The sequence below is a fragment of the Micromonospora sp. L32 genome, from assembly GCF_052068055.1.
GTDB classification, from domain to species: domain Bacteria; phylum Actinomycetota; class Actinomycetes; order Mycobacteriales; family Micromonosporaceae; genus Micromonospora; species Micromonospora purpureochromogenes.
In genome coordinates this window covers 292,555-318,088 of record NZ_JBQHDD010000004.1, presented here as the reverse complement: position 1 = coordinate 318,088, position 25,534 = coordinate 292,555, and the positions used below count along the sequence as shown (strand labels likewise).

At 75.6% G+C, this 25,534-nt stretch carries 20 protein-coding genes; 10 read left to right on the top strand and 10 right to left on the bottom strand.

All coding sequences use genetic code 11. The features are described 5' to 3' along the window. Positions 1 to 3,015 carry a bifunctional [glutamine synthetase] adenylyltransferase/[glutamine synthetase]-adenylyl-L-tyrosine phosphorylase gene (locus tag ACTMTB_RS13340; RefSeq protein WP_441145449.1) on the top strand — a complete coding sequence of 1,005 codons (3,015 nt, stop codon included), beginning with the start codon at positions 1 to 3 and terminating at the stop codon, positions 3,013 to 3,015. Between the two features lie 6 nt (positions 3,016 to 3,021). Here the strand turns inward: ACTMTB_RS13340 and ACTMTB_RS13335 are convergent, their stop codons facing one another. Continuing rightward, positions 3,022 to 4,716 carry an FAD-dependent oxidoreductase gene (locus tag ACTMTB_RS13335; RefSeq protein ID WP_441145447.1) on the bottom strand — a complete coding sequence of 565 codons (1,695 nt, stop codon included), beginning with the start codon at positions 4,714 to 4,716 and terminating at the stop codon, positions 3,022 to 3,024. 86 nt (positions 4,717 to 4,802) lie between these two features. On the opposite strand from ACTMTB_RS13335, the gene ACTMTB_RS13330 reads away from it, so the two are divergent. Next, on the top strand, positions 4,803 to 5,426 hold the full coding sequence (locus ACTMTB_RS13330) for a helix-turn-helix domain-containing protein (RefSeq protein WP_441145445.1): 624 nt from the start codon (positions 4,803 to 4,805) through the stop codon (positions 5,424 to 5,426). A 175-nt stretch (positions 5,427 to 5,601) separates the two neighbouring features. Here ACTMTB_RS13330 and ACTMTB_RS13325 read toward each other — a convergent pair whose 3' ends face one another. Continuing rightward, on the bottom strand, positions 5,602 to 7,179 hold the full coding sequence (locus ACTMTB_RS13325) for a hypothetical protein (RefSeq protein WP_441145443.1): 1,578 nt from the start codon (positions 7,177 to 7,179) through the stop codon (positions 5,602 to 5,604). A 35-nt stretch (positions 7,180 to 7,214) separates the two neighbouring features. Between ACTMTB_RS13325 and mptB (ACTMTB_RS13320) the strand changes: the two genes are divergently transcribed. Both mptB (ACTMTB_RS13320) and mptB (ACTMTB_RS13315) read left to right on the top strand, forming a co-directional pair. Continuing rightward, positions 7,215 to 8,624, top strand: coding sequence for a polyprenol phosphomannose-dependent alpha 1,6 mannosyltransferase MptB (gene mptB, locus ACTMTB_RS13320; protein WP_441145441.1), 1,410 nt, complete (start codon positions 7,215 to 7,217; stop codon positions 8,622 to 8,624). A 7-nt stretch (positions 8,625 to 8,631) separates the two neighbouring features. Beyond that, the gene (gene mptB, locus ACTMTB_RS13315; protein ID WP_441145439.1) at positions 8,632 to 10,119 is read left to right on the top strand and encodes a polyprenol phosphomannose-dependent alpha 1,6 mannosyltransferase MptB; all 1,488 of its coding nucleotides are present in this window, start codon (positions 8,632 to 8,634) and stop codon (positions 10,117 to 10,119) included. 148 nt (positions 10,120 to 10,267) lie between these two features. Here mptB (ACTMTB_RS13315) and glnA read toward each other — a convergent pair whose 3' ends face one another. After that, entirely contained in the window at positions 10,268 to 11,692 is a 1,425-nt protein-coding gene (gene glnA, locus ACTMTB_RS13310) for a type I glutamate--ammonia ligase (protein ID WP_441145437.1), read from the bottom strand. Between the two features lie 276 nt (positions 11,693 to 11,968). On the opposite strand from glnA, the gene ACTMTB_RS13305 reads away from it, so the two are divergent. Further along, a complete protein-coding gene (locus tag ACTMTB_RS13305) occupies positions 11,969 to 12,382 on the top strand; it encodes an RDD family protein (RefSeq protein WP_441145435.1) in 414 nt (137 codons plus the stop codon). A 168-nt stretch (positions 12,383 to 12,550) separates the two neighbouring features. On the opposite strand, the gene ACTMTB_RS13300 is transcribed toward ACTMTB_RS13305, so the two are convergent. Further along, entirely contained in the window at positions 12,551 to 13,237 is a 687-nt protein-coding gene (locus tag ACTMTB_RS13300; RefSeq protein WP_441145433.1) for a DUF4191 domain-containing protein, read from the bottom strand. 193 nt (positions 13,238 to 13,430) lie between these two features. Here ACTMTB_RS13300 and ACTMTB_RS13295 point away from each other — a divergent pair, with 193 nt between their 5' ends. Together ACTMTB_RS13295 and ACTMTB_RS13290 are read left to right on the top strand one after the other, a co-directional pair. Continuing rightward, positions 13,431 to 13,601: a hypothetical protein gene (locus ACTMTB_RS13295; protein ID WP_210779766.1), complete on the top strand. Its 171-nt coding sequence runs from the start codon at positions 13,431 to 13,433 to the stop codon at positions 13,599 to 13,601. Positions 13,602 to 13,606: 5 nt separating this feature from the next. Further along, entirely contained in the window at positions 13,607 to 16,762 is a 3,156-nt protein-coding gene (locus tag ACTMTB_RS13290; RefSeq protein WP_441145431.1) for a helix-turn-helix transcriptional regulator, read from the top strand. 113 nt (positions 16,763 to 16,875) lie between these two features. On the opposite strand, the gene ACTMTB_RS13285 is transcribed toward ACTMTB_RS13290, so the two are convergent. Together ACTMTB_RS13285 and lipA are read right to left on the bottom strand one after the other, a co-directional pair. Then, positions 16,876 to 18,498: a DUF423 domain-containing protein gene (locus ACTMTB_RS13285; RefSeq protein WP_441145429.1), complete on the bottom strand. Its 1,623-nt coding sequence runs from the start codon at positions 18,496 to 18,498 to the stop codon at positions 16,876 to 16,878. A 60-nt stretch (positions 18,499 to 18,558) separates the two neighbouring features. Next, positions 18,559 to 19,548 (bottom strand): lipoyl synthase, encoded by a 990-nt coding sequence (lipA, locus tag ACTMTB_RS13280; RefSeq protein ID WP_088960998.1) that lies wholly within the window; start codon positions 19,546 to 19,548, stop codon positions 18,559 to 18,561. Between the two features lie 409 nt (positions 19,549 to 19,957). Here lipA and aspS point away from each other — a divergent pair, with 409 nt between their 5' ends. After that, complete coding sequence (gene aspS / locus ACTMTB_RS13275) at positions 19,958 to 21,244, top strand: aspartate--tRNA(Asn) ligase (RefSeq protein WP_441145427.1); 1,287 nt, start codon at positions 19,958 to 19,960, stop codon at positions 21,242 to 21,244. A 42-nt stretch (positions 21,245 to 21,286) separates the two neighbouring features. Here aspS and ACTMTB_RS13270 read toward each other — a convergent pair whose 3' ends face one another. Genes ACTMTB_RS13270 through ACTMTB_RS13260 form a run of 3 tightly spaced genes read right to left on the bottom strand, consistent with a single transcriptional unit; the run spans position 21,287 to position 23,306 of the window. Continuing rightward, on the bottom strand, positions 21,287 to 21,910 hold the full coding sequence (locus tag ACTMTB_RS13270; RefSeq protein ID WP_441145426.1) for a TetR family transcriptional regulator: 624 nt from the start codon (positions 21,908 to 21,910) through the stop codon (positions 21,287 to 21,289). Between the two features lie 14 nt (positions 21,911 to 21,924). Next, positions 21,925 to 22,599 (bottom strand): DUF4166 domain-containing protein, encoded by a 675-nt coding sequence (locus tag ACTMTB_RS13265; protein WP_280841110.1) that lies wholly within the window; start codon positions 22,597 to 22,599, stop codon positions 21,925 to 21,927. Then, positions 22,596 to 23,306, bottom strand: a complete 711-nt coding sequence (locus ACTMTB_RS13260; RefSeq protein WP_441145424.1) for an SRPBCC family protein — start codon at positions 23,304 to 23,306, stop codon at positions 22,596 to 22,598. The genes ACTMTB_RS13265 and ACTMTB_RS13260 overlap by 4 nt, the downstream gene beginning before the upstream one ends. 152 nt (positions 23,307 to 23,458) lie before the next feature. On the opposite strand from ACTMTB_RS13260, the gene ACTMTB_RS13255 reads away from it, so the two are divergent. Then, positions 23,459 to 24,064, top strand: a complete 606-nt coding sequence (locus ACTMTB_RS13255) for an ArsR/SmtB family transcription factor (protein ID WP_441145422.1) — start codon at positions 23,459 to 23,461, stop codon at positions 24,062 to 24,064. A 75-nt stretch (positions 24,065 to 24,139) separates the two neighbouring features. Continuing rightward, positions 24,140 to 24,898 carry an SRPBCC family protein gene (locus tag ACTMTB_RS13250; RefSeq protein WP_441145420.1) on the top strand — a complete coding sequence of 253 codons (759 nt, stop codon included), beginning with the start codon at positions 24,140 to 24,142 and terminating at the stop codon, positions 24,896 to 24,898. Positions 24,899 to 24,940: 42 nt separating this feature from the next. Here ACTMTB_RS13250 and ACTMTB_RS13245 read toward each other — a convergent pair whose 3' ends face one another. Then, complete coding sequence (locus ACTMTB_RS13245; RefSeq protein ID WP_441145418.1) at positions 24,941 to 25,522, bottom strand: mycothiol transferase; 582 nt, start codon at positions 25,520 to 25,522, stop codon at positions 24,941 to 24,943. Between the last annotated feature and the right edge of the window lie 12 nt (positions 25,523 to 25,534).

Here is a 25,534-nt window from a genome sequence, read left to right as displayed (position 1 = left end):
ATGACCAGACCGGCCAGGGGGCGGCTCGCCCGGTACGGCTTCGGCACGGCGCAGGGGGACGGCGGCTCCCGCGCGGCCGACCTGCTCGGCCCGGACGGTCTCGGGCTGTGGCGCGTCGAGGAGCAGGAGCCGGTCGACGAGCCGGCCGCCGAGCTGCTGGGTGCGCTCGCCCGGGCCGCCGACCCGGACCTGGCCCTGCGCCAGCTGCACCGGCTGGTCGAGGCGGAGCGCCGAGCCGTCGAGCCGCCCGTGCTGCTCGACGCGGTGCACGCCGACCCGGGGCTGCGCCGCCGGCTGGTCGCCGTGCTCGGCGCCTCGTCGGCGCTCGGCGACCACCTGGTCGCCAACCCGGAGCAGTGGGCGGTGCTGGCCACCGCCCCGGACGGGCTCGCCCCCACCGCCGACGGCCGGCTGGACCTCGCCGCCGCCGGCCGGCTGACCACCGCCACCGCGCCGGTGGCGGTGCTGCGGCAGGCGTACCGGTTGGCGCTGCTGCGGATCGCGGCGGCCGACCTGACCGGCGGGCGCGGCCTGGAGCAGACCATGGCCGCGCTCTCGGCGCTGGCCGACGCGACCCTGGCGGCGGCGTACGAGATCGCCGTCGACGAGCTGCCCGCGGGCACACCCCGGCCCCGGCTCGCAGTGGTCGCGATGGGCAAGTGCGGCGGCGACGAGCTGAACTACGTCTCCGACGTCGACGTCATCTTCGTGGCCGCCGACGACGCGGACCTGACCGTCGCCACCACCGTCGCCGCCCGGCTGATCGGCGTCTGCGGGCTGGTCGCCTGGCCGGTCGACGCCGCGCTGCGACCCGAGGGCAATCGGGGGCCGTTGGTGCGTACCCTCGCCAGCCATCTGGCCTACTACCAGCGCTGGGCCCGGACCTGGGAGTTCCAGGCCCTGCTCAAGGCCCGGCCGGCTGCCGGCGACCTGGCCCTGGCGCGGGAGTGGATCGAGGCGCTCGCCCCGCTGGTCTGGACCGCCGCCGAGCGGCCCGAGGCGGTCTCCGACGTCCGGGCCATGCGCCGCAAGATCATCGACAACGTCCCGCCGAAGGAGCTGGAACGCGAGATCAAGCGCGGGCCGGGCGGGCTGCGCGACATCGAGTTCGCCGTCCAGCTGCTGCAACTGGTGCACGGCCGCGGCGACGAGTCGTTGCGGGTGCCCGGCACCATCCCGGCGCTGCGCGCGCTCGTCACCGGCGGCTACGTCGGCCGCGCCGACGGCGAGGCGCTGCTGCGCGGGTACCGCTTCCTGCGCGCGGTCGAGCACCGGCTCCAGCTCCAGGGCCTGCGCCGGACCCACACCGTGCCGACCGATCCGGCCGCGCTGCGCTGGCTCGCCGCCGCGCTCGGCTGCACCGCCACGCCGGGCCGCAGCGCCGTGGAGAGCTTCCGCGCCGAGTGGGTCGCCCACGCCACCGAGGTACGCCGGCTGCACGCCAAGCTGCTCTACCGGCCGCTGCTGGAGTCGGTGGCCCGGGTACCCGCCGACGGGCTGCGGCTCACCCCGGAGGCGGCCCGGCACCGGCTGGAGATCCTCGGCTTCGCCGACCCCGCCGGGGCGCTGCGCCACCTCCAGGCCCTCACCGGCGGGGTCAGCCGCACCGCCGCCATCCAGCGCACCCTGCTGCCGGTGCTGCTCAGCGAGTTCGCCGACGCCCCCGAGCCGGACCGCGGCCTGCTCAACTACCGCCAGGTCTCCGACAAGCTCGGCAGCACCCCCTGGTACCTGCGGCTGCTGCGCGACTCCGGCCCGGTGGCCCGCCGGCTGGCCCGGGTGCTCTCCTCCTCCCGGTACGCCGCCGACCTGCTGGCCCGGGAGCCCGAGGCGCTGCGCCTGCTGGCGGAGGAGAGCGAGCTGGCCCCGCGTACCCGGGAGGTGCTCTGCGACGGCTTCGCCGCCGCCGCGGGCCGGTACGCCGACCCGGAGCAGGCGATCCGGGCGGTACGCGCGCTCCGCCGGCGGGAGCTGGTCCGGATCGCCTGCGCCGACCTGCTCAGCCGAGCCGGCGGGCTCGCCCCGCGCCCGGAGCGGAGCTCGCCGGCCGCGCCCCTGGCCGACGTCACCGGGGTCGGCACCGCGCTCTCCGACGTCACCGACGCCACGCTCACCGCCGCGCTGCGCACCGCGCGGGCCGCCAACCCGGGGCCTCCCGGACTGCGGTTCGCCGTGATCGGCATGGGCCGGCTCGGCGGGTACGAGTCGAACTACCTCTCCGACGCCGACGTGCTCTTCGTCTACGACCCGCAGGCCCCCGGGGCGGACGAGCAGGCGGCCAGCGCCGCCGCCCACGGCATCGCCGAGGAGCTGCGCCGACTGCTCGGCGTGCCCGCTCCCGACCCGCCGCTCGGCGTCGACGCCGACCTGCGCCCCGAGGGCCGGCAGGGCCCGCTGGTACGCAGCCTCGCCGCGTACGCGCAGTACTACGCCCGCTGGTCGAAGGTGTGGGAGGCGCAGGCGCTGCTGCGCGCCCGGTTCGTCTGCGGCGACGCCGACCTGGGCGCCGAGTTCGAGGCGCTGGTCGAACCGGTCCGCTGGCCGGCCGACGGGCTGAGCCGCGAGCAGGTGGTGGAGATCCGCCGGATCAAGGCCCGGGTGGAGCATGAGCGGCTGCCCCGGGGCGCCGACCCGGCCACCCACACCAAGCTGGGGCGGGGTGGCCTGGCCGACGTCGAGTGGGCGGTGCAGCTGCTCCAGCTCCGGCACGCCGGGGCGTACCCGCGACTGCGGGGCACCCGGACCCTCGACGCGCTGGCGGCGGCCCGGGACGCCGGCCTGGTCGACCCGGCGGACGCCGCCGGGATGGCCGCCGGCTGGACGCTCGCCGCGCAGGTCCGCAACGCGCTCATGCTGGTCCGGGGCCGCGCCGGCGACCAGCTGCCCCGGCACGGCGTGGAGCTGGCCGGGGTCGTCCGGCTGCTCGGCCGCGACGACCCCGGCGAGTTCCTCGACGAGTACCTGCGCACCGCCCGCCGGTCCCGAGCGGCCATGGAACGGGTGCTGGAGGCCTGAGCGCCGTCAGCGGCGGCGGACCAGCACCAGGTGGTCGACCAGGGTGGCGGGCTGCCCGTCCGGGTCGGTGACCGCGCGCCGGGGCGCGTCCAACCGCTCGGTCCGCCACCCGTCCGGGTCTAGGTCCAGTTCGGCCAGCGTCTCCTCCGGGGTGGGGAAGCGCACGTGCGGGTGGGCCAGTCGGGACCACGGCGGGACCTCGCCGTGCTCGACGATCAGCAGCCGGCCCCCGGGCGCCACCGCCCGCGCCGCCGCCCGGAGCACCTCGGCCCGGGGGAACTCCAGCGGCGACTGGAGGAACTGCGCGGAGACCAGGTCGAACACCCCCTCCGGGAAGGTGCGGGTCAGGTCGTGCCGCTGGAAGTCGATCCGGGCCGCCACCCCGGCCGCGGCAGCCTCGGTCGCCGCCCGGTCCAGGGCGGTGGCGGAGACGTCCACGGCGGTCACCCGCCAGCCGCGACCGGCCAGCCAGATCGCGTCGGCGCCCTCGCCGCAGCCGAGATCCAGCGCGGTGCCCGCCGGCAGCGGGTCGACGACATCGACCAGGTGCGGGTTGGCCCGCCCGCTCCAGATCCGCTCCCGCCGCTGGTAGAGCTCGTCCCAGTGCCGCGCCGTCTCGGCGTCCACGGCGTCCACGGCATCCGCGCCGCTCCCGGCGTGGTCGTGCGTGCCGGTTCCGGCGTGGTCGTGCGTGCCGGTTCCGCCGTGGTCGTGTGCGCCGGCGTGCGCGCCCGCGCGGGCGAGCCGGGCGACCGCCCGGTCGGTCTCCTCGGCGATCAGGTCGGCGTTGAGCGCCGCGCCGGCCTTCACCCCCGCCGCCGCAGCGGCGATCACGGTGGCCTGCGGGTCGGTCACGTTGCCGGCCACCCAGACCCCCGGCACCGCGGTCGCCCCGCTGGCGTCGGCGGCCACGTGGTCGCCGAAGACGTGCCCGCCGACGACGAACTCGCTGGTCGCCAGGCCGAGCCCGGCCAGCAGGTCGGCCCGCGCGGCGAACCGGGGTCCGACCACCAGCGCCTGCCGGGCGACGAGTTCCCCGGAGCGCAGCCGTACGCCGGTGAGCCGGTCGTCGGTCACCTCCAGCCCCGTCACCTCGCCCTCGACCACCCGTACGCCCCGGGCGGCGAGCTGCTCGGCCTGCTCCGCGGCCAGCGGCGGGCCGGTGTGCGTGAACACCACCACGTCGTCGGTGAGCTGGCGGAACAGCAGCGCGTGGTGGGTGGTCATCGGCCCGGTGGCCAGCACGCCCACGGCCTGGTCCCGCACCTCCCAGCCGTGGCAGTACGGGCAGTGCAGCACGTCCCGGCCCCAGCGTTCGGCCAGCCCCGGGATCGCGGGCAGCTCGTCGACCAGCCCCGTGGTCACCAGCAGCCGCCGCGCCCGCACCAGCTCGCCGTCGGCCAGCTCCACCTCGAACCGGGCCCGGTCGTGCCCCTCGACCCGGTGCGCCTTGGTGACCGTGCCGTCGACCACCTCGACGCCGTACCGGGCGACCTCGGCCCGGCCCGTCGCGTACAGCTCGGCGGGGGCGACGCCCTCGCTGGTGAGGTAGTTGTGCACTCCTCCGGCGGGGGCGTTGCGCGGCGCCCCGCCGTCGATCACCAGCACCGACCGGCGGGACCGGCCCAGGGTGAGCGCGCCGCTGAGCCCCGCCGCGCCGCCGCCGACCACCACCACGTCGTAGATCCGGTGCTCCCGCATCCTCGTTCCCCCTCCGGGCGGGTCCGTTCCGCCCATGCCCCGGATCGTCCGCGCTACTTCCCGGGTCGACAAGTATCGTTGCTGAGATGGCAAACGGACGGATGGCGGACGACAGCGCGGCCCAGGACGAGGTGCTGACGGCGGTCGGGCCGCGCCTGCGGGCCCTGCGCCAGCAGCGCGCCGTGACGCTGGCCCAGCTCTCCGCCGCCACCGGCATCTCGGTGAGCACCCTGTCCCGGCTGGAGTCCGGTGGCCGCCGGCCCACCCTGGAGCTGCTGCTCCCGCTGGCCCGGTTCCACCGGGTGCCGCTGGACGACCTGGTCGGCGCGCCGGAGACCGGCGACCCCCGGGTCCGGCTCCGGTCGGTGGACCGCAACGGGGTCACCATCGTGCCGCTGACCCGCCGTCCCGGCGGGGTGCAGGCCTACAAGATGATCTACCCGCCCGGCGGCCGGCCGGGGGAGCCCGAGCAGCAGGTGCACGAGGGGTACGAGTGGCTCTACGTGCTCTCCGGGCGGTGCCGGCTGCTGCTCGGTAGCCACGAGCTGACCCTGGAGGCGGGGGAGGTCGCCGAGTTCGACACCCGTACGCCGCACTGGTTCGGCAACCCGTACGACCGTCCGCTGGAGATCCTCAGCCTCTTCGGTCCGCAGGGGGAGCGGCTGCACGTCCGCGCCCGCCCCTCCCCGGTACGCCGCGACCCCGGCTGACCGGCCTGGCCCGTCCTGGCCGGGCCGGCCGTGCGGCCCTGTGGAGCTGATGACGTAGACGAGTCAGCGGGCTTTCCGCCCTACGGATCCGGCGCTACCGCCGTGAATCGTCTACGACATCAGCTCGAAAGGGCGTGCAGGGGACACCCGGCAGCGTCCGCCGGCCGGCGGTCCGTCACCCGCTCAGCGTGTAGGTGCCGGCGCGCGGCACGGTGACCGTCGTCCAGTCCCCGTCCGCGGCGACGGTGGCGCCGCCGGAGGCGGCCAGCCAGCGGGTGTGCCACACCCGGACCGGCACCGTGCCGGCGGCGGACGTGCGGAACGTCAGCGAGGCCCCGTCCTGCCCGACGAACTCGCCGGGCGGGCCCACGACCGGCGTCGGGTCGGCCACCGCGTAGAGCCGCCACCGCTCGTCCGACCAGACCTCCGTCAGGTACGGCAGGCCGGCGGAGACCAGCTCGGCCTCGGCCCGGCCGACCCAGGACAGCGGCGCGTCGGGCACCGCCACGTACTGCACGGCGAACTCGTCGAGCCAGGCCCGGTAGCTCTCGGCGGTCAGCGATACGCCCGTGCCGGTGGCCCCCGGCACGGTGCTGAAGAAGAGCGGGTTGCGGGCGATGTCGGCCTGCCGCAGCCAGCCCCGGGCCAGCGGCACCTCGCCGAGCCGGGCCGCCTCCCAGTAGTTGCGGGTCGGCGGGACCTCCACCCGGCCGGTGAGCCCGCGCCGCGCCAACTCGGCTCGCAACGGCGCGAAGAACGACCGGGCGGCGGTCGGGTCGTCGACGCTGCCCAGGTCGGCGGCGACCACCGGCGGCTGCCATGCGCAGACCGCCGCCAGCAACACGGCGAGCGCCACGCCGCGGGCCACTCGGCCCCACCAGGCCACCCCGGTCAGCCAGCGGGGCGGACGGGCGGCGGCGGCCAGCACCGGCAGCGCGAACATCACCGCCAGCCGGGTGGCGTTCAACCCGACCGGGGTGTGCACCAGCGCCGCCGCCAGCACCCCTGCCGCCGACAGCAGCGCCCCCACCCGCACCGGCCGGTACGCCACCAGCGCCGCCACCAGCAGACTGGTCAGCACCGCCCGTAGCGTGTCGGTGCGGCTGATGTTCATCCAGCCGCCCTCGCCGAAGAGCAGCCCGGTCACCCCCAGCGGCAGCGCGGCGGCGACGCCGAGCAGCAGGCCGTCGGCGTACCGGCGGGTGAGCAGCAGCGCGGCGCCGGCCAGGCCGACGAAGAGGCCGGCGACGGGGCTGGTCGCCGAGGCCAGCAGCGCGCCGGCCGCGACCAGGACGGGGCGCGCCCAGCGCCGGCCCGGCGGGCCGTGCGTCGGCAGGGTCAGCGCGAGCAGCGCGGCCAGCCCGAACGCCACGCCGAGCGCGTAGGTGACCCGGCCGGAGATCAGGTTGCCGGTGATGGTGAGCACCCCGACCAGGCTGCCGAGCAGGGGCCGGGGCACCGGGGTGCGCACCAGCAGCGCCGCGAACGCGGTGGCCGCCGCGACCAGGGCCAGGACGCCGGTGACGGGCACCCCGAGGGTGGCCATCAGCGGCGGCGTGACCAGGCTGTAGCCGAGCGGGTGGATGCCGGCGTACCAGCGCAGGTCCACCAGGGCGGTGCCGTGCGCGGCGAAGAAGTCGGCCCGGGCGACCTGGGCGGAGAGGTCCGAACCCATCGGCGGCAGGGCCAGCCACACCGCGCCGGCCACGGCGGCGCAGCCGGCGGAGAGCCACACCACCCTGCTGCGCCGCATGCCCACCTCCGGTCCGCGACCACCGTACTGGCAGCATGTCGGACGTGCCTCACCACCTCTCGCGCTGGATCGGCCTGGCCGGCTCGACGCTGCTCGCCGTCGCCGCGTACCTCGGTGGCGCGCTGCCGGAATCCCCGCTGCGCCCCACCCCGGTCAGCATCTGGCAGGGCCGGCATGGGCCGCTGGTCATCGGCCTCTGGCTGGCCGGCACCGCGCTGATGGCGTGGGCCTGGTGGTCGCTGCGCGACCGGGTGCCGTCCGCCCGCTGGGCGCTGGTCACCGCCGGGCTCTGGCTGGTCCCGCTGCTGGTCGCGCCGCCGCTGGGCAGCCGGGACGTCTACGCGTACGCCTGCCAGGGCGCGAGCTACGCGGCCGGGATCAGTCCGTACGAGCAGGGCGTCTCCGCGCTGCCCTGCCCGTGGTTGGACACCATCTCGTACATCTGGCGGGACACCCCCGCGCCGTACGGGCCGCTGTTCGTCATGATCTCCGGCGCCATCGTCAAGGCCACCGGCTCGCTCACCGCCGCCGCCGCGCTGTTCCGGCTGCTGGCGCTGGCCGGGGTGGCGCTGACCGCCTGGTGCCTGCCGGTGCTGGCCCGTCGCTGCGGGGTTCCGGTGCCGCGGGCGCTCTGGCTGGCGCTCGCGTCCCCGCTGGTCGGCGTGCACCTGATCTCCGGCGCGCACAACGACGCGCTGATGGTCGGCATGATGGTCGCCGGGCTGGCGGTGGTGGCATCCCGGCCCGGTCGCCGCTGGGCGCTGCTGGCCGGGGGAGTGCTGCTCGGGCTCGCCGCCGCCGTGAAGATCACCGCGTTGGTGGTGGTGCCGTTCGCCGCGCTGGCCGCGATGGCCGGGCCGTACCGGATCCGGACGCTGATCCGGGACGGCGGCCCGGTGGTCGGCGGGGCGCTCGCCGCGACGGTCGCGGCGACCCTCGCGTCGGGCCTGGGCTTCGGCTGGATCAGCGGGCTGGAGCAGGGGAGCCTGGTGATCGCCTGGACCTCGCCGTCCACCGCGGTCGGGCAGACCGTCGGGTACGTCGCGGCGCTCTTCGGCGCGCACGTCGACGCGCTGCCGGTGACCCGGGCGATCGGCGTGCTGGTGCTCGCCGTGCTGCTGGTGTGGCTGTGGTGGCGGGCCCGTACCCGGGACCCGCTCTGGCACGCCGGGCTGGCACTGGCCGCCACGGTGGCCCTGTCCCCGCTCTTCCACCCCTGGTACTGGATCTGGCCGCTGACCGTGCTGGCCGCCACCGCGCGGCGTACCGGATGGTTCTCGCTGGTCGCGCTGGTGTCGTCGTTCCTGGTGCTGGCCGATGGCACCGGCCTGGCCCGGTACACCAAGATGCCCGGCGCGCCGCTGATGACGCTGTTGGTGATCGTGGTGGCCGTCCGGTTGGTACGGTCGGCTCGGGCGGCCCGCCGGCCGGCCCTCGCGGACTGAGGAGAGGTTGCCGGTGAGCGACGCCGGGCCAGGGCTTGCCGGCCGGGCCCGGCTCGCCCGGTACGCCGGCCTGCTTGGCGCGGTGCTGCTCACCGTCGCCGGTTGGCTGGGCGGGGCGCTGCCCGACATCCCGCCCGCCGGCCCCTGGCGCGCCGCAAACGCTCCCTGGGCGCTGGGCTGCTGGCTGCTCGGCACGGCGCTGCTGGTCGGGGCCTGGTGGTCGCTGCGCCGAGGCGCCCCGTCGACCCGGTGGGCCTACCTGACCGCCGGGCTGTGGCTGGTCCCGCTGCTGGCCGCGCCGCCGCTGGGCAGCCGGGACGTCTACTCGTACGCCTGCCAGGGCTGGGGGTACGCGGCCGGCCACCACCCGTACGAGATGGGGGTGGCGGCGGCCGGCTGCCCCTGGGTCGAGTCGGTCGCGCCGATCTGGCGGGACACTCCCGCGCCGTACGGCCCGTTCTTCATGCTGCTCGCCGCGCTGGCCGCGACCCTCGGCGGCGGCCTGGTCGGCACCGTCGTGCTGCTGCGGCTCGTCGCGCTGGCCGGGGTGCTGCTGGCCGCGCTCTGCCTGCCCGGGCTGGCCCGGGCCGCCGGAGTCCCCACCGCCCGGGCGGCCTGGCTGGCGCTGGCCTGCCCGCTGGTCGGGGTGCACCTGGTGGCCGGGGCGCACAACGACGCGGTGATGCTCGGGCTGCTCCTGCTCGGCCTGCTGGTGCTGGTCCGGCTGCCCGGCAAGCCGAAGGCGCTGATGGTCGCCGGGGTGCTGCTCGGCCTGGCGGTGACGGTGAAGGCCACCGCCGTGGTGGTGCTGCCGTTCGCGGCCCTCGCGGCGGTGCTCGGCCGGTACACCCCGCGTGGGCTGCTGCGGGACGGGGGCTGGCTGGCCGGCGGCGTGCTGGCCGCGCTGGCCGCCACCTCGGCGCTGTCCGGGCTCGGCCTGGGCTGGCTCGCCGGCCTGGCCCGCAGCGGCGACACCGAGCAGTGGACCTCCCCGCCCACCGCCGTGGGCATCGTCGCGGACTACCTCGGCGAGTGGGCCGGGCGGGAGCCGGCCGCGGTGGCGGTCACCCGGGTGGTGGCGCTGGTCCTGCTCACGGTGCTGCTGGTGGTGCTCTTCTGGCGGGCCTGGACCGTGCTGCGCGCCCTCAACGACGTCCGGCAGCGGGTACGCCGGCTGGCGGCGGCCCGTCCCCGGGTGACCCTGCACGCCGCCGGCGTCGCGCTGGCCGCCACGGTGGTGCTGGCCCCGGTCTTCCACCCCTGGTACGCGACGTGGCCGCTGCTGCTGCTCGCCGTGTCGGCGACCCGGACGGGGTGGTTCGTGCTGCCCGCCGCGGTGGCCACCTTCCTGGCCCTGCCGGACGGCACGTCCCTGGCCCGGTACACCAAGGCGCCCGGCGCGATCGCCATGACCGTGCTGGTGGTGGTGCTCGCGGCACGGGCCTGGCGCGCGTGGCGCCGAGGCCGCCTCGCCCCGCCGGCCGCCCGACCCTGACCTGCACCCCCGTTTGCGGCGTGTCGCGGTGTCCGCGTCGTCCGACACCCCGACACGCCGCAAACGGGGTCGATCAAGGGGGCCGTACGACGGAACGGGCCGGCTCCGCGAATCGCGGAGCCGGCCCGGGCCGGTGTCGGTCGACTGTTCAGCAGTCGAAGTACATGGCGAACTCGTGCGGGGTCGGGCGCAGGCGGACCGGGTCGACCTCGTTGGCGCGCTTCCAGCCGACCCAGGTGGAGATCAGGTCGGGGGTGAAGACGCCGCCGTCGAGGAGGTAGTCGTGGTCGGCTTCGAGGGCGTCGAGCACGGCCGGCAGCGAGCCCGGCACCTGCTTGACGTCGCCCCACTCCTCCGGCGGCAGGTCGTACAGGTCCTTGTCGATCGGCGCCGGCGGCTCGATCTTGTTCTTGATGCCGTCCAGGCCGGCCATCATCATCGCGGAGAAGGCGAGGTACGGGTTGCTGGACGGGTCCGGCACCCGGAACTCGACCCGCTTGGCCTTGGGGTTGCTGCCGGTGACCGGGATGCGGGTGCAGGCGGAGCGGTTGCGCTGGGAGTAGACCAGGTTGACCGGCGCCTCGAAGCCCGGCACCAGCCGGCGGTACGAGTTGACCGTCGGGTTGGTGAAGGCCAGCAGCGACGGGGCGTGGTGCAGCAGACCACCGATGTACCAGCGGGCCGTGTCGGACAGGCCGGCGTAGCCGGTCTCGTCGTAGAACAGCGGTTCGCCGTTGAGCCAGAGGCTCTGGTGGGTGTGCATGCCGGAGCCGTTGTCGCCGAACAGGGGCTTGGGCATGAAGGTGGCGGTCTTGCCGGCGGCCCAGGCCTCGTTCTTGATCAGGTACTTGAACAGCTGCAGCTGGTCGGCGGAGTGCAGCAGGGTGGAGAACCTGTAGTTGATCTCCGACTGGCCGGCGGTGCCGACCTCGTGGTGCGAGCGCTCGACGGTGAAGCCGGCGTCGATGAGGCGGCGGACCATGCTGTCGCGCAGGTCGGCGTAGTGGTCCACCGGCGGCACCGGGAAGTAGCCGCCCTTGTAGGCGGTCTTGTAGCCGCGGTTGCCGCCGTCTTCCTCACGGCCGGTGTTCCACGCGCCCTCGATCGAGTCGATGTAGTAGAACGACTGGTGGGCGGAGGTCTCGTGGCGGATCGAGTCGAAGATGTAGAACTCGGCCTCGGCGCCGAAGTACGCGGTGTCGGCGATGCCGCTGGCCGCCAGGTACGCCTCGGCCTTCTTCGCCACGTTCCGCGGGTCCCGCGAGTAGGCCTCGCGGGTGAACGGGTCGTGGATGAAGAAGTTCAGCGCGAGGGTCTTCTGCGCGCGGAACGGGTCGATGAAGGCGCTCGCGACGTCCGGGAGCAGGAGCATGTCCGACTCGTGGATCGCCTGGAAGCCGCGGATCGACGAGCCGTCGAACGCGAGGCCGTCGGTGAAGACGCTGTCGTCGAAGGACTCGACCGGCAGGTTGAAGTGCTGCATCACGCCGGGCAGGTCACAGAAACGTACGTCGACGAACTTCACGTCCTCGTTCTTGAGGTATCGCAGGAGTTCCTCGGGATTGGCAAACACACGTCCTCCTGGCACGTCCACTCCGGTGGCTGGGCACTGACGACGCTATGGCCGTGCGGTTGCCCGGCCGTGTCTCCTCTGTTTCCGCCGTGTTACGTCGCTCGCGGAGCGTCATCGGCGCCGCTCAGCCCTCGGCGGGTCACCGTTCGGACGATACCCGCTGGGAGGGTGTATAGCTAATTGATGCGGTTGGCCCGATTCTGCGATACGTGCCGATCCGGCGTCCGCCGCCCGCCCCGGCCGCCGTCGGCGGGGCGCTGACTACCCTTGACCGTCGTGACCAACCCGCACGCCGCGGCACCGGTGCCGCCCGCCGCCGACCCGTCCTTCACCCCGCCGAGCCTCGGCCGCCGGTTCGGTGCCCTGGTGATCGACTGGGTGCTCTGCCTGCTGGTCGCCCGCGGCTTCGCCGACCCGGTCAGCGACGGCTGGGCCCCACCGCTGGTGCTGATCCTGGAGTACGGCTTCTTCCTCGGCCTCTTCGCGCAGACCCCCGGCATGTTCGTCACCAAGGTGCGCTGCGTCGGCTGGGCCGACGGCGGCCGGATCGGGCTGCTCCGGGCGCTGCTGCGTGGCCTGCTGCTCGCCCTGGTGGTGCCCGCGCTGCTCATGGACGAGCACCGGCGCGGCCTGCACGACCGGCTCACCGGCTCGGTGATCACCGACGCGCCCCGCCCCACCCGCCCCTGACGCGCCGCCGGCCGGTTCCGGGGCATGATCGACTCCAGGTCGCCGACATGGGCCTGTCCCGGTCGTCCGGATCCCGCCGTATCGGCGGAACGGAGTGGATCACCGCCTCCGGGCGGCACGAAAGAGCCGGGCCCCCGAAGGGGCCCGGCTCTTCGCGTACGTCGGGGGTCAGCGGCCCCGGGTCTGGCGGAACGCGCGCGGCGGCCGCATGTTCTTCGGGATCGCGCCCTTGGGCATCTGCGGGCGGGCGGTGAGCGCCTTGAGCCGCTTGTCCAGGGCGTTGACGTCCTTGCCCTGGAGGTTGCGCGGCAGCCGCATCAGGGTCGTCCGCAGCTTGCGGATCGGCAGCTCGCCCTCGCCCTGGCCGATCACGTAGTCGTAGAGCGGCGCCGAGCCGATCACCTTGGCCAGCCGGCGCTTCTCCTGGCCGAGCAGGCCGCGCACCCGCTGCGGGTTCCCCTCGGCCAGCAGGATCACGCCGGGGCGGCCGATCACCAGGTGGACCATGTCCATCTGGGTGGTGGAGCTGACCGCCGGGGTGACCCGCCAGTCGCCGCGCATGCTCTCCATGATCTGCGCCGCCGCGCCGGGCTGCCCCTCGGCCGCGTTCATCATCGCCTTGTTCGACCGCAGGTTGAGCACGATCAGCACGGCGAGCAGGGTGATCAGGATGCCCACCGGCAGCCAGATCCAGCTCCAGAGGATCACCGCGACCACGGTGAGCGCGAGCGGGATCAGCACCGCCGCAGCGGTCAGCGGCGCGAACCACCTGTCCTGCTTGGCGGTGAACCGGAACACCATCCCGATCTGCTTCAGCCGCTGGCCGAACGAGACCTTCTCCTGGGGCTTTGCCATGCCCCAGAGTCTAGTGGTCCCCGCCGCCGCGAATGATCCGCGGCCGGCTGAGTACCTTACGCCGCCTCAGCGGGCGTTTCCGGCCCCGGTAAGGAGGGCGCAGGCCCGAAGATCAGGCAGCGCACCCATGCCCCGGGGGCACCTTCGCGCGGAAAGTCGACATCAGCGAACGACGACCCCGAAGGAGCCCGACATGTTCGGCAACGACGCAGACTTCCTCCTCTCCATCCACCGCAGCCACGCCGCCGAACTCCAGGCCGACGCCGAGGCGGCCCGGCTCGCCCGGTCCCTGCCGCGCCGGCACGGCCGTAGCTGGCTGAGCCGCCGCAGCCGCCCGGGCCGCACCGACGCCGCCCGCCGGTGACGACCGTGGCCACCGCTGCGGCGGCGACCACCGGCCCCACCGCTGCGGCGGCGACCACCGGCCCCACCGCTGCGGCGGCGACCACCGGCCCCACCGCTGCGGCGGCGACCACCGGCCCCACCGCTGCGGCGGCGACCACCGGCCCCACCGCTGCGGCGGCGACCACCGGCCCCACCGCTGCGGCGGCGACCACCGGCCCCACCGCGGCGGCGGTCGCGGACCGCCCGGTCGGTGGGGCCGGTGCCGGTGGCGGGCGTGGCATGCTCGGTGCCGTGACCGTACGCGCCGCCAGCACCGTCCTCGTCGGCCGCCAGGGCGAGGTCGGGTCGCTGCGCACCGCCCTGGCCCGCGCCCGGGCCGGGGAACCCACCACCGTCCTGGTCGGCGGCGAGGCCGGCGTCGGCAAGACCCGGCTGCTGGAGGAGTTCGGCGCGCTGGCCGGCGCCGCCGGCGCCCGACTGCTGGTGGGCCAGTGCCTGGAGCTGGGCGAGGCCGGCCTGCCCTTCGCGCCGTTCGCCGCCGCGCTGCGCGAGGTGCTGCGCCGCGACGGTCCCGGCGTCTTCGACGGGTACGAGCCGGAGTTCGCCCGCCTGCTGCCCGAGCTGGGCCGGGGGCCCGCCGCCGTCGCCGCGCCGGCCGGGCCGGCCCTCTCCGACGCCCCCCGGGGCTACCTGTTCGACCTGGTCGGGGAGCTGTTCCACCGGCTCGCCGCCGACCAGCCGCTGGTGCTGGTGATCGAGGACCTGCACTGGGCCGACCGGTCCACCCGCGACCTGATCGGCTTCCTGGTCCGGGCCGCCCGCACCGCCCGGGTGCTGCTGGTCTGCACGTACCGCACCGACGAGCTGCACCGGGGTCACCCGCTGCGGCCGTTCCTGGCCGAGCTGGACCGGGTCCGCAGCGTCGAGCGGATCGAGCTGGGCCGCCTCGACCGGGACGGCACCGCCGCGATCCTCGCCGACATCCTCGGCGCCGAGCCGGCCGCCCGCGCCGTCGACGACGTCCACGAACGTACCCAGGGCAACCCGTTCTTCATCGAGGAGCTGGCCGCAGCCGGCGACCCGGTCGGCTGCGCCACCCTGCCGGAGACCCTGCGCGACCTGCTGCTGGCCCGGGTCGACCGGCTCCCCGACGCCGCGCAGCGGGTGCTGCGTATCGCCGCCGCCGGCGGCACCCGCTTCGCGCACCAGCTCCTCGCCGAGGTCGCCGGCCTGCCCGAGCCCGAGCTGGAGGACGCGCTGCGCGCCGCCGTCGCCGCCCAGCTGGTAGTCGCCGACCCGGACGGCGACTACGAGTTCCGGCACGCCCTGGTCCGCGAGGCCGTCCACGACGAGCTGCTGCCCGGCGAGCACGCCCGGCTGCACGCCCGGTACGCCGCCGCCATCGAGGCGCAGCCGCACCTGGTCGCCGCCGGCCGCGCCCCGGCCGAGCTGGCCCACCACTGGTACGCCGCCCACGACCACCCCCGCGCCCTGGTCACCGCCCGCGCGGCGGCCTGCGCCGCCGCCGAACGGTACGCGTACGCGGAGCAGAGCCGGCTGCTGGAACGGGTGCTGGAGCTGTGGGAGCTGGTGCCCGACGCCGCCGACCGGCTTGGCATGGACCACCTGGCGGTGCTGGAGGAGACCCTGGGCGCCGCCACCACGGCCGGCGACTACAGCCGCGCGCTCACCCTCACCCGGGCCGCGCTGGCCGAGGTGGACGCCGACGCCGCGCCGCTGCGCGCCGCCCGGCTGCTGGACCGGCGGGGCCGGCTGCTCGCCCTGCTCGGCAAGAGCGACGGCAGTGCCGAGCTGCGCGAGGCGTACCGGCTGGCGGGCGGGGTGCCGGACGGACCGGAGCGGGTCCGACTCCTCGCCGACATCGCCGCGCACCTGGTGAAGATCGATCCGCAGCTGGCCGCGGCCGTCGCCGCCGAGGCGCGCACGGTCGCCGAGGCGGTCGGCGAGGACCTCGCCCTGCTGCCCACCCGGATCGCCATGCTCTGCCGCACCGACCAGGCCCCGGACCTCGGCCTGGCCGAGCTGCGCCGGGCCGAGGCGCTGGCCCGCGCCGCCGGCAACGCCCCGGCGCTGGTCAGCGCGCTGGTCCACCTCTCCGACGTGCTGTTCGAGCTGGGCCGTTACGCCGAGTCCGCCGACGCGGCCGCCGTCGGGGTGAGCGAGGCGCGGCGGGTCGGCATCAGCCGCTCCGGCGGGGCGTACCTGCTGTCCAACCAGGCCGAGGCGCTGCTCGCCCTGGGCCGCTGGGACGAGGCCGACGCGGCCTGCGCCGATGCGGCCCGGATCGACCCGCCCGGCGTCTCCGGCCTGCACTGGCTCCAGCTGCGCGCCGGGCTGCGGCTGGCCCGGGCCCACCCGGCCGCCGACGAGCTGGTCGGCCGCGCGTTGGGCTTCCTCGCCCGGCCGTACCTGTGGCCGAACCACCGGCTGCCCCTGCACGAACTGCGGATCGAAGCGGCGCTGGCGGCCGACGACAAGGTCGAGGCGGTCCGGGCGGCCCGCGCAGCGCTGGCCGACGACCGCCTGCCGCACCTGCCCCGCGAGGGGTGGCCGGTGCTCAGCGCCGTCGCCCGTACCGCCGCCCGGGTCGAGGACCGGGAGCTGGCCGCGGCGGTCACCGCGCTCGCCGCCGAGCTGCCCGTCCGGCAGCCCGCCGAGCAGGCCCACGCGGCCCAGGTCGCCGCGCTGCTGACGGCCGGCGGTCGCGCGCTGCCGGCCTGGCGTACGGCGGTCGCGGCGTGGCGGGCCGACGGGCAGCCGTACCCGCTGGGCCGGGCCCTGCTGGCACTGGCCGAGGCCGCCGCGTCGGCGGGGGAGCGGGACGAGGTCGCCGAGGCGGTGGCGGAGGCCGCCGGGATCGCCCAGCGGTTGGGCGCGACCCCGCTGGCCGAGCAGGCCGCCACCCTGGCCCGCCGGGTCGGTTTGCGCGGGGCGAGCCGGGGCCGCCCCGGCGCGGACCTGCTCACCTCCCGCGAACAGGAGGTGCTGCGGCTGGTCGCCGAGGGGCACAGCAACAGCCGGATCGCCGAGCAGCTGTTCATCTCGCCGAAGACCGCCAGCGTCCACGTCTCCCGGATCATCGCCAAGCTCGACGTCACCAACCGCGTCGAGGCCGCCGCCCTGGCCCACCGCCTCAACCTCCTAACCCCTCCACCCTGACCTCCAGGGGCCGCACCTTCAGAGAAAGCGTGGCTATTTCCGCCCAGGAGGCCACGCTTTCTCTGAAAGTGCACGGCGGAGGAGTGCACGGCAAAGGAGTACGCGGCGGTGGGTTAGGGGTGGGGGAGCCAGAGGCGCCAGCCGGCGACCGTGTGGGGGTGTCGGGCGGGGGGCGGGGAGCGGTCCAGGCGCCGGGCGAGGGGGGAGCCGACCGGGGCGACGTAGGTCGGGGCCGGTGAGTCGCGGACGGCGCGGGGGTAGGCGGGCAGCCGGTCGAAGCCGGGGCGCAGCGTCTCGTCGAGCACCGCGCAGACGATCTCCTCGCCGGTGGCGTAGGTGAGCCGGTTGCAGGTCCAGTACTCGCCGTACACGTGCCGGACGCCCCGCTCGCGCAGCGCCTCGACCAGCGCGCGGTGCCGCTGCGCCTCCGCCCGGTTCGTGGGCACGGTGGCCAGCGCGCCGGCGGTGGCGACCGTGGCGGTGCCGAGCAGGGCCACCAGCGCGCCGACGGCCGCGAGTCGCGGGAGGTCGACCGGACCGCGTCGCCGCGCCATGGTCCACAGCGGCCAGAGCAGTGCCGGGAGCGAAATGGCCAGGCAGGACAGGTAGCGGGAACTCTCCACCGGTGTCCGCCCGGCGGCGCTGCTCACCGTGTACGCCGCCAGCGTGCCCACCGCCCCGGCGAGCAGCCCGAGCCGGACCGCCGCGCCGGCCCGCACCACCCGAGCGCCGTCAGCCCGCACCGCCCGAGCGTCGTCAGCCCGCACTGCCCGCACGCCGTCGGCGCGCACCGTCCGCCAGGCCGACAACCCCGCCAGCACCAGCAGCAGCGGCAGGGCGAGCGCCCACCAGAGCTGCCAGGTCGCGCAGTGTCCCGGGGAGCAGAGGCCCATGCCCAGCGCCGGCCCGAGCACCAGCCCGCCGTGCAGCCGGTCCGCCCAGCTCGCCACCGCGTCCCCGCCGCCAGCCGTGACGGCCGCGGCGAGCGGATTGTGGCCGTGCGCCAGGCCGTACCCGAGCAGTGGCGCCGCCCCCACCAGCGCGGCCCCGGCCAGCAGGACGCCGTGGCGCCCGCGCAGGTCCCGCCAGGTGATCGTGACGAGCACCGCCCCGAGCGCCAGCACGTACGGCAGCAGCAGCGGGTCGACCCAGACGGTCAGCCCGGCGAGGAAGCCGAACCCGGCGAGGCGCCACCGGCGTCCCGCCGGCCGGCCGGCGACCAGGTCGAGGGTCAGCAGGGCCAGGCCCGCCCCGATCGGGTTCAGCTCGGGATAGCCGCCCCCGGCGATGAGCTGGTTCTTGACGATCCGGTCCGCGCCCAGCGCCAGCAGCCCGACCACCAGCAGCGCGAACCAGCGGTCCCCGCCGAGGCGGCGGGTCAGCCGCCAGCTCAGGAGCAGGAAGAGCGCGTACAGGGCGAGCAGCGGCAGCCGCAGCGCGAGCACCGAGGGCCCGGCCAGCGCGACCAGCGGCGCGGCCAGGTACGCCTCCAGCGCACCCATGTACGCCTGCCCGTAGAAGAAGACCGGGAAGTCCTCGCCCCGGGCGATGTGCAGCGCGGCGAGCCCCATGGTCGCCTCGTCGCTGTTGGTGCGCGGGGTGTCCCCGAGCAGCAACGCGAGCCGGTACCCCACCCCGGCCAGGCCGACCAGCAGGGCGAGCACCACCGGCGCGGGCCACCGGGGCGCGCGCGGGCGGGTGGCGTCGCGCGCCGCCTGGCGTACCCCGGTGGTCATGCCTGCGATCATGGCATCCGGACCGGGGCCGGCGGCCGGTGACGCGGCCGTCGGCCGGCCTCAGCCGGCGGCGGTGACGCCCTCGCGGGCCTCCAGCGCCTGCTTGTAGAGCCGCCCGGCCCGGTACGACGAGCGCACCAGCGGCCCGCTCATCACGCCGGCGAAGCCGATCTCCTCAGCCTCCTCGCGCAGCTCGACGAACTCCTCCGGCTTGACCCAGCGGGTGACCGGGTGGTGCCGGGGGGAGGGGCGCAGGTACTGGGTGATGGTGATCAGCTCGCAGCCCGCCTCGTGCAGGTCGCGCAGCGCCTGGGAGACCTCGGCGCGCTCCTCGCCCATGCCCAGGATCAGGTTGCTCTTGGTGACCAGGCCGTCGGCGCGGGCCTGGCGGATCACGTCCAGCGAGCGCTCGTAGCGGAACGCCGGCCGGATCCGCTTGAAGATCCGCGGCACCGTCTCGACGTTGTGCGCCAGCACCTCGGGACGGGAGCTGAACACCTCGGCGAGCTGCTCGGGGACCGCGTTGAAGTCGGGGATCAGCAGCTCGACGCCGCAGCCGGACTGCAGGGCGTGGATCTGCCGGACCGTCTCGGCGTAGAGCCAGGCCCCGCCGTCGGGCAGGTCGTCGCGGGCGACGCCGGTGATGGTGGCGTAGCGCAGCCCCATCGCGGCGACGGACTCGGCGACCCGGCGCGGCTCGTCGGCGTCGAACTCGGCCGGCTTGCCCGTGTCGATCTGGCAGAAGTCGCAGCGCCGGGTGCACTGGTCACCGCCGATGAGGAAGGTGGCCTCGCGGTCCTCCCAGCACTCGTAGATGTTGGGGCAGCCGGCCTCCTGGCAGACGGTGTGCAGCCCCTCGCGCGAGACCAGGCCGCGCAGCTGGGTGTACTCCGGGCCCATCTTGGCCTTGACCTTGATCCACGGCGGCTTGCGCTCGATCGGCGTCTCGGCGTTGCGGGCCTCGATCCGCAGCAGCCGCCGCCCCTCAGGTGCGGCAGTCGCGGTGCGGCCGGCCTGCTCGGTCGTCGGCGTGGAGTGCTCGATCGTCACGAAACCGAGACTACGCCCGGCGGTGGCGGTCGATGAACCGCGGGCGACCGGCGTCACGCCGCAGATGTTGTGACACCGGACACCGGGGGCCGAAAAACCACGTCACACCGGTCCCGGGAGTGGTGCTAGCGTCTGCCGCAGAGCTGTGACGGAGCCGAGTAGGGCCCCGACCCGCCAGTGCAGAGAGCCGCCGGATGCTGGAAGGCGGTCTGGCGCCGGGGCGCGAAGACCCTCCTGAGCTGCGGGAAGAACGGCGTTCGCGCCCAGTAGAGCCCGCCCGGCCGGCCCCGGTGAAAAGGCGACGAACGAGGCCTCCGCCCGCGGGGGCGAAGGTGTGGTGGCACCGCGAGGTTCCCGCTCGCCCACACCTCCCTGGGATCGCGTTGCGATCGATCGAGGAGGTACCACCGTGCAACGCATCCTCTCCACCCAACTTCCCGCCCAGGTGGGCGAGACCGTCCGGATCGCCGGCTGGGTGCACCGCCGCCGGCTGCTCAAGTCGGTGGCCTTCCTGATCGTGCGGGACGCCGCCGGCCTGAGCCAGGTCGTGGTCACCGACCCGGCCGTCCGCGCCGCGCTGGAGAAGCTCACCGAGGAGACGGTCGTCGAGGTCACCGCCACGGTGGTCGCGAACCCGACGGCGCCCGCCGGGGTCGAGCTGACCGACCCGACGGTACGACCACTCGGCCCGGCCGCCGTGCCGCCGCCGTTCAACCTGTACCGGCCGACGCTGACCGCGACCCTGCCCACCCAGCTCGACCACGCGCCCACCGCGCTGCGGCACCCGACCCGCTCGGCGGCGCTGCGGATCTCGGCGGCGGCGGTGGCCGGGTTCCGGGCCACCCTCGACGCCCGTGACTTCGTGGAGGTCCACACCCCGAAGGTGGTCGGCTCGTCCACCGAGAGCGGGGCGAACGTCTTCGCGCTGGACTGGTTCGGCCGGCCCGCGTACCTGGCGCAGTCGCCGCAGTTCTACAAGCAGCTGATGGTGGGGGTCTTCGAGCGGGTCTACGAGGTCGGTCCGGTGTTCCGGGCCGAGCCGCACGACACCGTCCGGCACCTGGCCCAGTACACCTCGCTCGACGTGGAGCTGGGCTTCGTCGCCGACCACCGGGACGTGATGGCCGTGCTGCGCGCCACCCTCGCCGGGATGCTGGCCGGCGTGGCGGACCGGGCCGGCGCGGCGGTGGCGACCCTCGGCGTCGGGCTGCCCGAGGTGCCGGCCGAGATCCCCGCGGTGCACTTCACCGAGGCGTTGCGGATCGCCGGCGCGCCGGCCGACGAGCCGGACCTCGCCCCCGCCCACGAACGGGCGCTGGGGGAGTGGGCGCGGGCCGAGCACGGCTCGGACTTCCTCTTCGTCACCGGGTACCCGATGGCGAAGCGGCCCTTCTACACCCACCCGGACCCGCGGCGGCCGGCGTACTCCAACGGCTTCGACCTGCTCTTCCGGGGGATGGAGCTGGTGACCGGCGGGCAGCGGCTGCACCGGTACGACGACTACCTGGCGGCGCTGGCCGTGCGCGGGGAGCCGGTCGAGCCGTACGCCGGCTACGTCGACGCGTTCCGGCACGGCATGCCCCCGCACGGCGGCTTCGCCATCGGCCTGGAACGCTTCGTCGCCCGGCTGGCCGGCGCCGCGAACGTCCGCGAGGTCACCGCCTTCCCCCGCGACCTGCACCGCCTCACCCCCTGACGGGTCCCCGCCCCGGCCCGGTCGGCACCGGGCTGGGGCGGGTCAGGTGTGCGGGCGGAGTCTGGCGCGCAGGGTACGGCGGGCCAGCGGTCCGAGGTCCTCGACGACCTCGATGAGGACGGCGAGGCGTTCCAGGGCGTCGAACGCGTCGTGGGCGCCGGCCGGGTCGACGCCCTCGAAGAGTTCCAGCCCGATGAAGGCGGCGGAGATCGCGCGGGCCAGCCCGGCCGGGTCGACGACCGGGGCGACCGGCGAGTCGCGCAGCAGCCGGCGCAGCACCGTCTCGATCTCGGCCGTCCAGAGCCCGAGCGCGGCGGCCGTGGCCGGCGCGAGCGTCGGGTCGGTCTGCGCCCCGGCGAGCAGCTGGGCCAGCACGGCCACGTTGCCCGCGGAGCGTTCCTGCTCGTGCAGCGCGCGCCCGAGGTCGAGCAGCTCGCGCAGCGATCCGACCTCGGCGAACCGGTCCCGGTAGACCGCCACCCGGGCCGCTGTCGCGCTGCGGCACGCCTCGGCGAGCAGCGCGTCGACGGTGCCGAAGTGGTAGAAGACCAGGGCCTGGTTGACCCCGGCGGCCGCCGCGATCGTGCGGGCCGAGGCGCCGGCGATGCCGTGGGACCGGATCGCCGCGAGCGCCCCGTCGATCAGCTTCTGCCGGGTGGCGGCCATGGTGATCCTCTCCGTCAGTCCCGGGGATTCTCCCGCAGCGGCCGCACGGCGGCGGGCACCGGTGCCCCGTCCGGCGGCACGTAGTCGACGGTGAAGCTGCCCGTGTACCCGAACAGCGGCCCGAAGCGGCGGTTGGTGACCCGTACCTCGATGTGGAACCGCCCGGTTCGGTCGTCGTACCACTCGCGCAGGTGGGCCTCGCCGCTGAGCGCCGGCGGGCAGGGCAGCCCGCCGCGGAAGCGCTGGGCGCCGCTGCGGATCGTCAGCGCCCCGGCGGCGTCGACGCCGAGGTGCAGGTCGACCGCGAGGTGCTGGTGGGTGCCCAGGTAGTCCACCAGGACGCCGCGCCGGGGGCTCCACACCATCGTGGCGTCGAACCGGCGGCGGCGGTGCGCGGCGACCTCGAAGGTACGCACGAAGGTCAGCGTCGGGCGGCGGTACGAGTCGGTGTAGGCGTAGTTCTCGATGGTGAACGGCACGCCGGTGCCGGTCTCCGGGAACAGCACGTGCCGCAGGGTGCCCAGCCGCAGGAACGGCGCGGTGAAGGCGGCGCCGCGCCAGACCCGGTCCATCACGCCGGTGCCCACACAGCCGAGGTCGGTACGGCCGTCGACGCCGAAGCGCCGCCGCAGTCGGGGGTGCAGCCGGTCGAAGTCGGCGCCCAGGGCGCGCTGGAAGACGGAGGTCACAGCTGCTCCAGCAGCGACGGCGTCCGGGCGGCGAGGCGGTCCGCCGGCCGGCGTCGGCACCGGCGGGCGGCCGGGGTGTGCGGGTGGGGCGGCACCGCCAGCGCGACCGCCGCCGTGGCGAGCACCGTGCCGGTGAGGCCCGCGCCGCCCGCGCCCAGCCGGGCGGCCAGCGCGCCGACGCAGGCCACCGCGAGCGCCCGCAGGGCCACCTCCCGCCACGCCTGCCGCCGGGCGCGCTCGGGCGGTACGCCCCGTTCCAGCCAGAGCCGCAGCCGGTCGAACGACCACGCGGTCGCCCAGCCGAACAGCGGTCGGAAGGCGAGATCGGCCAGCCGGCCGGCGAGCCCCCAGCGCGGGGTGTACGTGTAGCCGGTCAGGAACCGCACGCCGTCCGGCCCGGGCAGGTAGCGCCAGTACCCGGACCCGGTGGCGATCAGCGAACGCGGGTCGTCGGAGCCGAAGCGCAGCGCCGACGTGCGGGTGCCGTCCGGGCGGTGCTGCTCACCGGCGTGCGTGCCGTGGCCGGCGATCCGCACGCCGGGCAGCACGGTGGTGGCGTACCGGAACCGGGCAGGGGTGTTGCCCGGCACCGGGTCGATCCGGCCGAACCGCGCGTCCCAGCGGCGGTGCGCCGCCGGGTCCTGGGTCGCCTGCCAGAGCCGTTCCACCGGCGCGTCGATCAGTGTCTCCACGTAGATGCCCCGCACGTCAGCCTCCCTTTTGAGCGGTCGCTCAACGAACGGTATCGGCGGTTGAGCGACCGCTCAATCCCTCGCGTGGGGGAGCGTGGCGGCGCGGGCGGTCCACCGACAACTTGCATTGTCTTGACAAGAAATATTGTCGGTGGGAGGCTGTGGGCATGTTCGACATCGCAGTGATCGAGGACCCGGCGGCCGCCGAGGCGTCGCTGGACCCGGTACGCGCCCGGCTGCTCGCCGCGCTCGCCGAGCCGGCCTCGGCGACGATGCTCGCGGCCCGGGTCGGGCTGGCCCGCCAGAAGGTCAACTACCACCTTCGGGCGCTGGAGCAGCACGGCCTGATCGAGCTGGTCGAGGAGCGCCGCAAGGGCAACGTGACCGAGCGGGTCATGCGCGCCACCGCGGCGTCGTACGTCATCTCGCCGGCTGCCCTCGGCGCCGTGCGCCCGGACCCGGCCCAGGCACCCGACCGGCTCTCCGCGCGGTGGCTGCTGGCGCTCGCCGCCCGGCTCGTCCAGGACGTCGGCGCGCTGATCACCGGCGCGGACCGGGCCGGGAAGCGGGTCGCCACCTTCGCGGTGGACGCCGACGTCCGGTTCGCCTCGGCGACCGACCGGGCCGCGTTCGCCGAGGAGTTGGCGGCCGCCGTCGCCGGCCTGGTCGGCCGGTACCACGACGAGCAGGCTCCCGGGGGCCGGCGGCACCGGGTGGTCCTCGCCCTGCACCCCAGCGTCGACCTCCCGACCGGCGCCGCCGAGGACTCCTGACGATCACCCCGGCCCGCGCCAACTGAATCCCGCTCGACGACCCACTCCGCACACCTCACAGAGAGAGGCACCACCATGGGACACCCGTTCGAACTCGGCAAGGACATCGCGCTGCCCGGCACGCCGGAGCAGGTGTGGGCGGCGATCGCGACCGGCCCGGGCATCGACTCCTGGTTCATGGGCCGCAGCGAGGTCGAGCCCCGCGAGGGCGGCCGGACCCGGTTCACCATGGCCGGTGAGGTCGCCGAGTCGACCGTGACGGCCTGGGAGCCCGGTAAGCGGTTCGCGTACCGGAGCGACCCGGGGCCGGACGGCACCTTCATGGCCATCGAGTACCTGATCGAGGGCCGCGAGCAGGGCGGCACCGTGCTGCGGCTGGTCCAGAGCGGCGTCCTCGGGGACAACTGGGAGACCGAGTACGAGGCCATGCGGACCGGTTGGGACATGTACCTGGAGACGCTCGCGGCGTACCTGGCGCACTTCGCCGGTCGGTCCGGTACCCCGGTCGCGGCGTTCCGGCCCGGGGCGGGCGAACCGGATGAGGTCTGGGCGGCCGTGGCCGGCGCGTTCGGGCTCACCGGCCCGGTCACCGGGGGTGAGCCGGTCCGGCTCGAGCTGCCCGGGCTGCCGCCGGTCGACGGCGTGGTCGACCTCGTCGGCCTGCCGACGTACTTCGGCGTACGGACCTCGGACGCGCTCTACCGGTTCCTGCACTCCGGCACGGACCGGGGCAACGTCCTGGTGCTCGGGCACCACCTCTTCGCCGCCGACCCGGACCCGGCCCGCGCCGAGCAGGCCTGGCAGGACTGGCTGACCCGGCTGCCGATCGGCTGACCGGGTCCGGCCCGGGTCCGGCCGGGGCTCGCCTCGTCCGCGTCAGCTGCCCGGGATCGGCTGCCCCGCTCGTGGGCGCCACCCGGGCGGCGGGTCCTCACCGGTCAGCCCGTCCACCGCCTCGCGGAGCAGGTCGGCGTGGCCGGTGTGCCGGCCGTACTCCTCGATCAGGTCGCAGACGAGCCGGCGCAGGCTGGCCCGGGTGCCGTCCGGGGCGGAGGCGTGGACGAGCTGGTCGAGCCCGCCGTCGGCGAGGGCCGCCGCCAGCCGCGCGCGGGACCGGGCGACGGCACCGTCCCAGAGCGCGTAGAGCTCGTCCGGGCTGTCGGCGGCCGCGGAGGTGAACGGCCACGCCTCGCTGTCCCAGGCGGCGATATCCCACGGCGGGCCCAGCGGCACGCCGCTCAGCCGGACGGTGAACATGTGGTCCTCCACGACGGCGAGGTGCTTGAGCAGGCCGCCGAGGGTCAGCGCGGAGGCGCCGACCCGGGCCCGCAGCCCGGCCGCGTCGAGGTCGTCGGCCTTCCAGCGGAAGGTGGTACACAGGCGGTCCAGCGCACCGACCAGCTGCGCGACCTCGGTGCCCGCGAGGGGCGGCTCCCAGGGGGTGTCGTTGTCCGTCATCGCACCACCGTA

Coding starts and splice junctions, on each gene's coding strand:
- ACTMTB_RS13340 (WP_441145449.1), top strand. CDS start 1: ATGACCAGACCGGCCAGGGGGCGGCTCGCCCGGTACGGCTTCGGCACG.
- ACTMTB_RS13335 (WP_441145447.1), bottom strand. CDS start 4,716: ATGCGGGAGCACCGGATCTACGACGTGGTGGTGGTCGGCGGCGGCGCG.
- ACTMTB_RS13330 (WP_441145445.1), top strand. CDS start 4,803: ATGGCAAACGGACGGATGGCGGACGACAGCGCGGCCCAGGACGAGGTG.
- ACTMTB_RS13325 (WP_441145443.1), bottom strand. CDS start 7,179: ATGCGGCGCAGCAGGGTGGTGTGGCTCTCCGCCGGCTGCGCCGCCGTG.
- mptB (WP_441145441.1), top strand. CDS start 7,215: ATGTCGGACGTGCCTCACCACCTCTCGCGCTGGATCGGCCTGGCCGGC.
- ACTMTB_RS13300 (WP_441145433.1), bottom strand. CDS start 13,237: ATGGCAAAGCCCCAGGAGAAGGTCTCGTTCGGCCAGCGGCTGAAGCAG.
- ACTMTB_RS13295 (WP_210779766.1), top strand. CDS start 13,431: ATGTTCGGCAACGACGCAGACTTCCTCCTCTCCATCCACCGCAGCCAC.
- ACTMTB_RS13285 (WP_441145429.1), bottom strand. CDS start 18,498: ATGACCACCGGGGTACGCCAGGCGGCGCGCGACGCCACCCGCCCGCGC.
- ACTMTB_RS13270 (WP_441145426.1), bottom strand. CDS start 21,910: ATGGCCGCCACCCGGCAGAAGCTGATCGACGGGGCGCTCGCGGCGATC.
- ACTMTB_RS13255 (WP_441145422.1), top strand. CDS start 23,459: ATGTTCGACATCGCAGTGATCGAGGACCCGGCGGCCGCCGAGGCGTCG.
- ACTMTB_RS13250 (WP_441145420.1), top strand. CDS start 24,140: ATGGGACACCCGTTCGAACTCGGCAAGGACATCGCGCTGCCCGGCACG.
- ACTMTB_RS13245 (WP_441145418.1), bottom strand. CDS start 25,522: ATGACGGACAACGACACCCCCTGGGAGCCGCCCCTCGCGGGCACCGAG.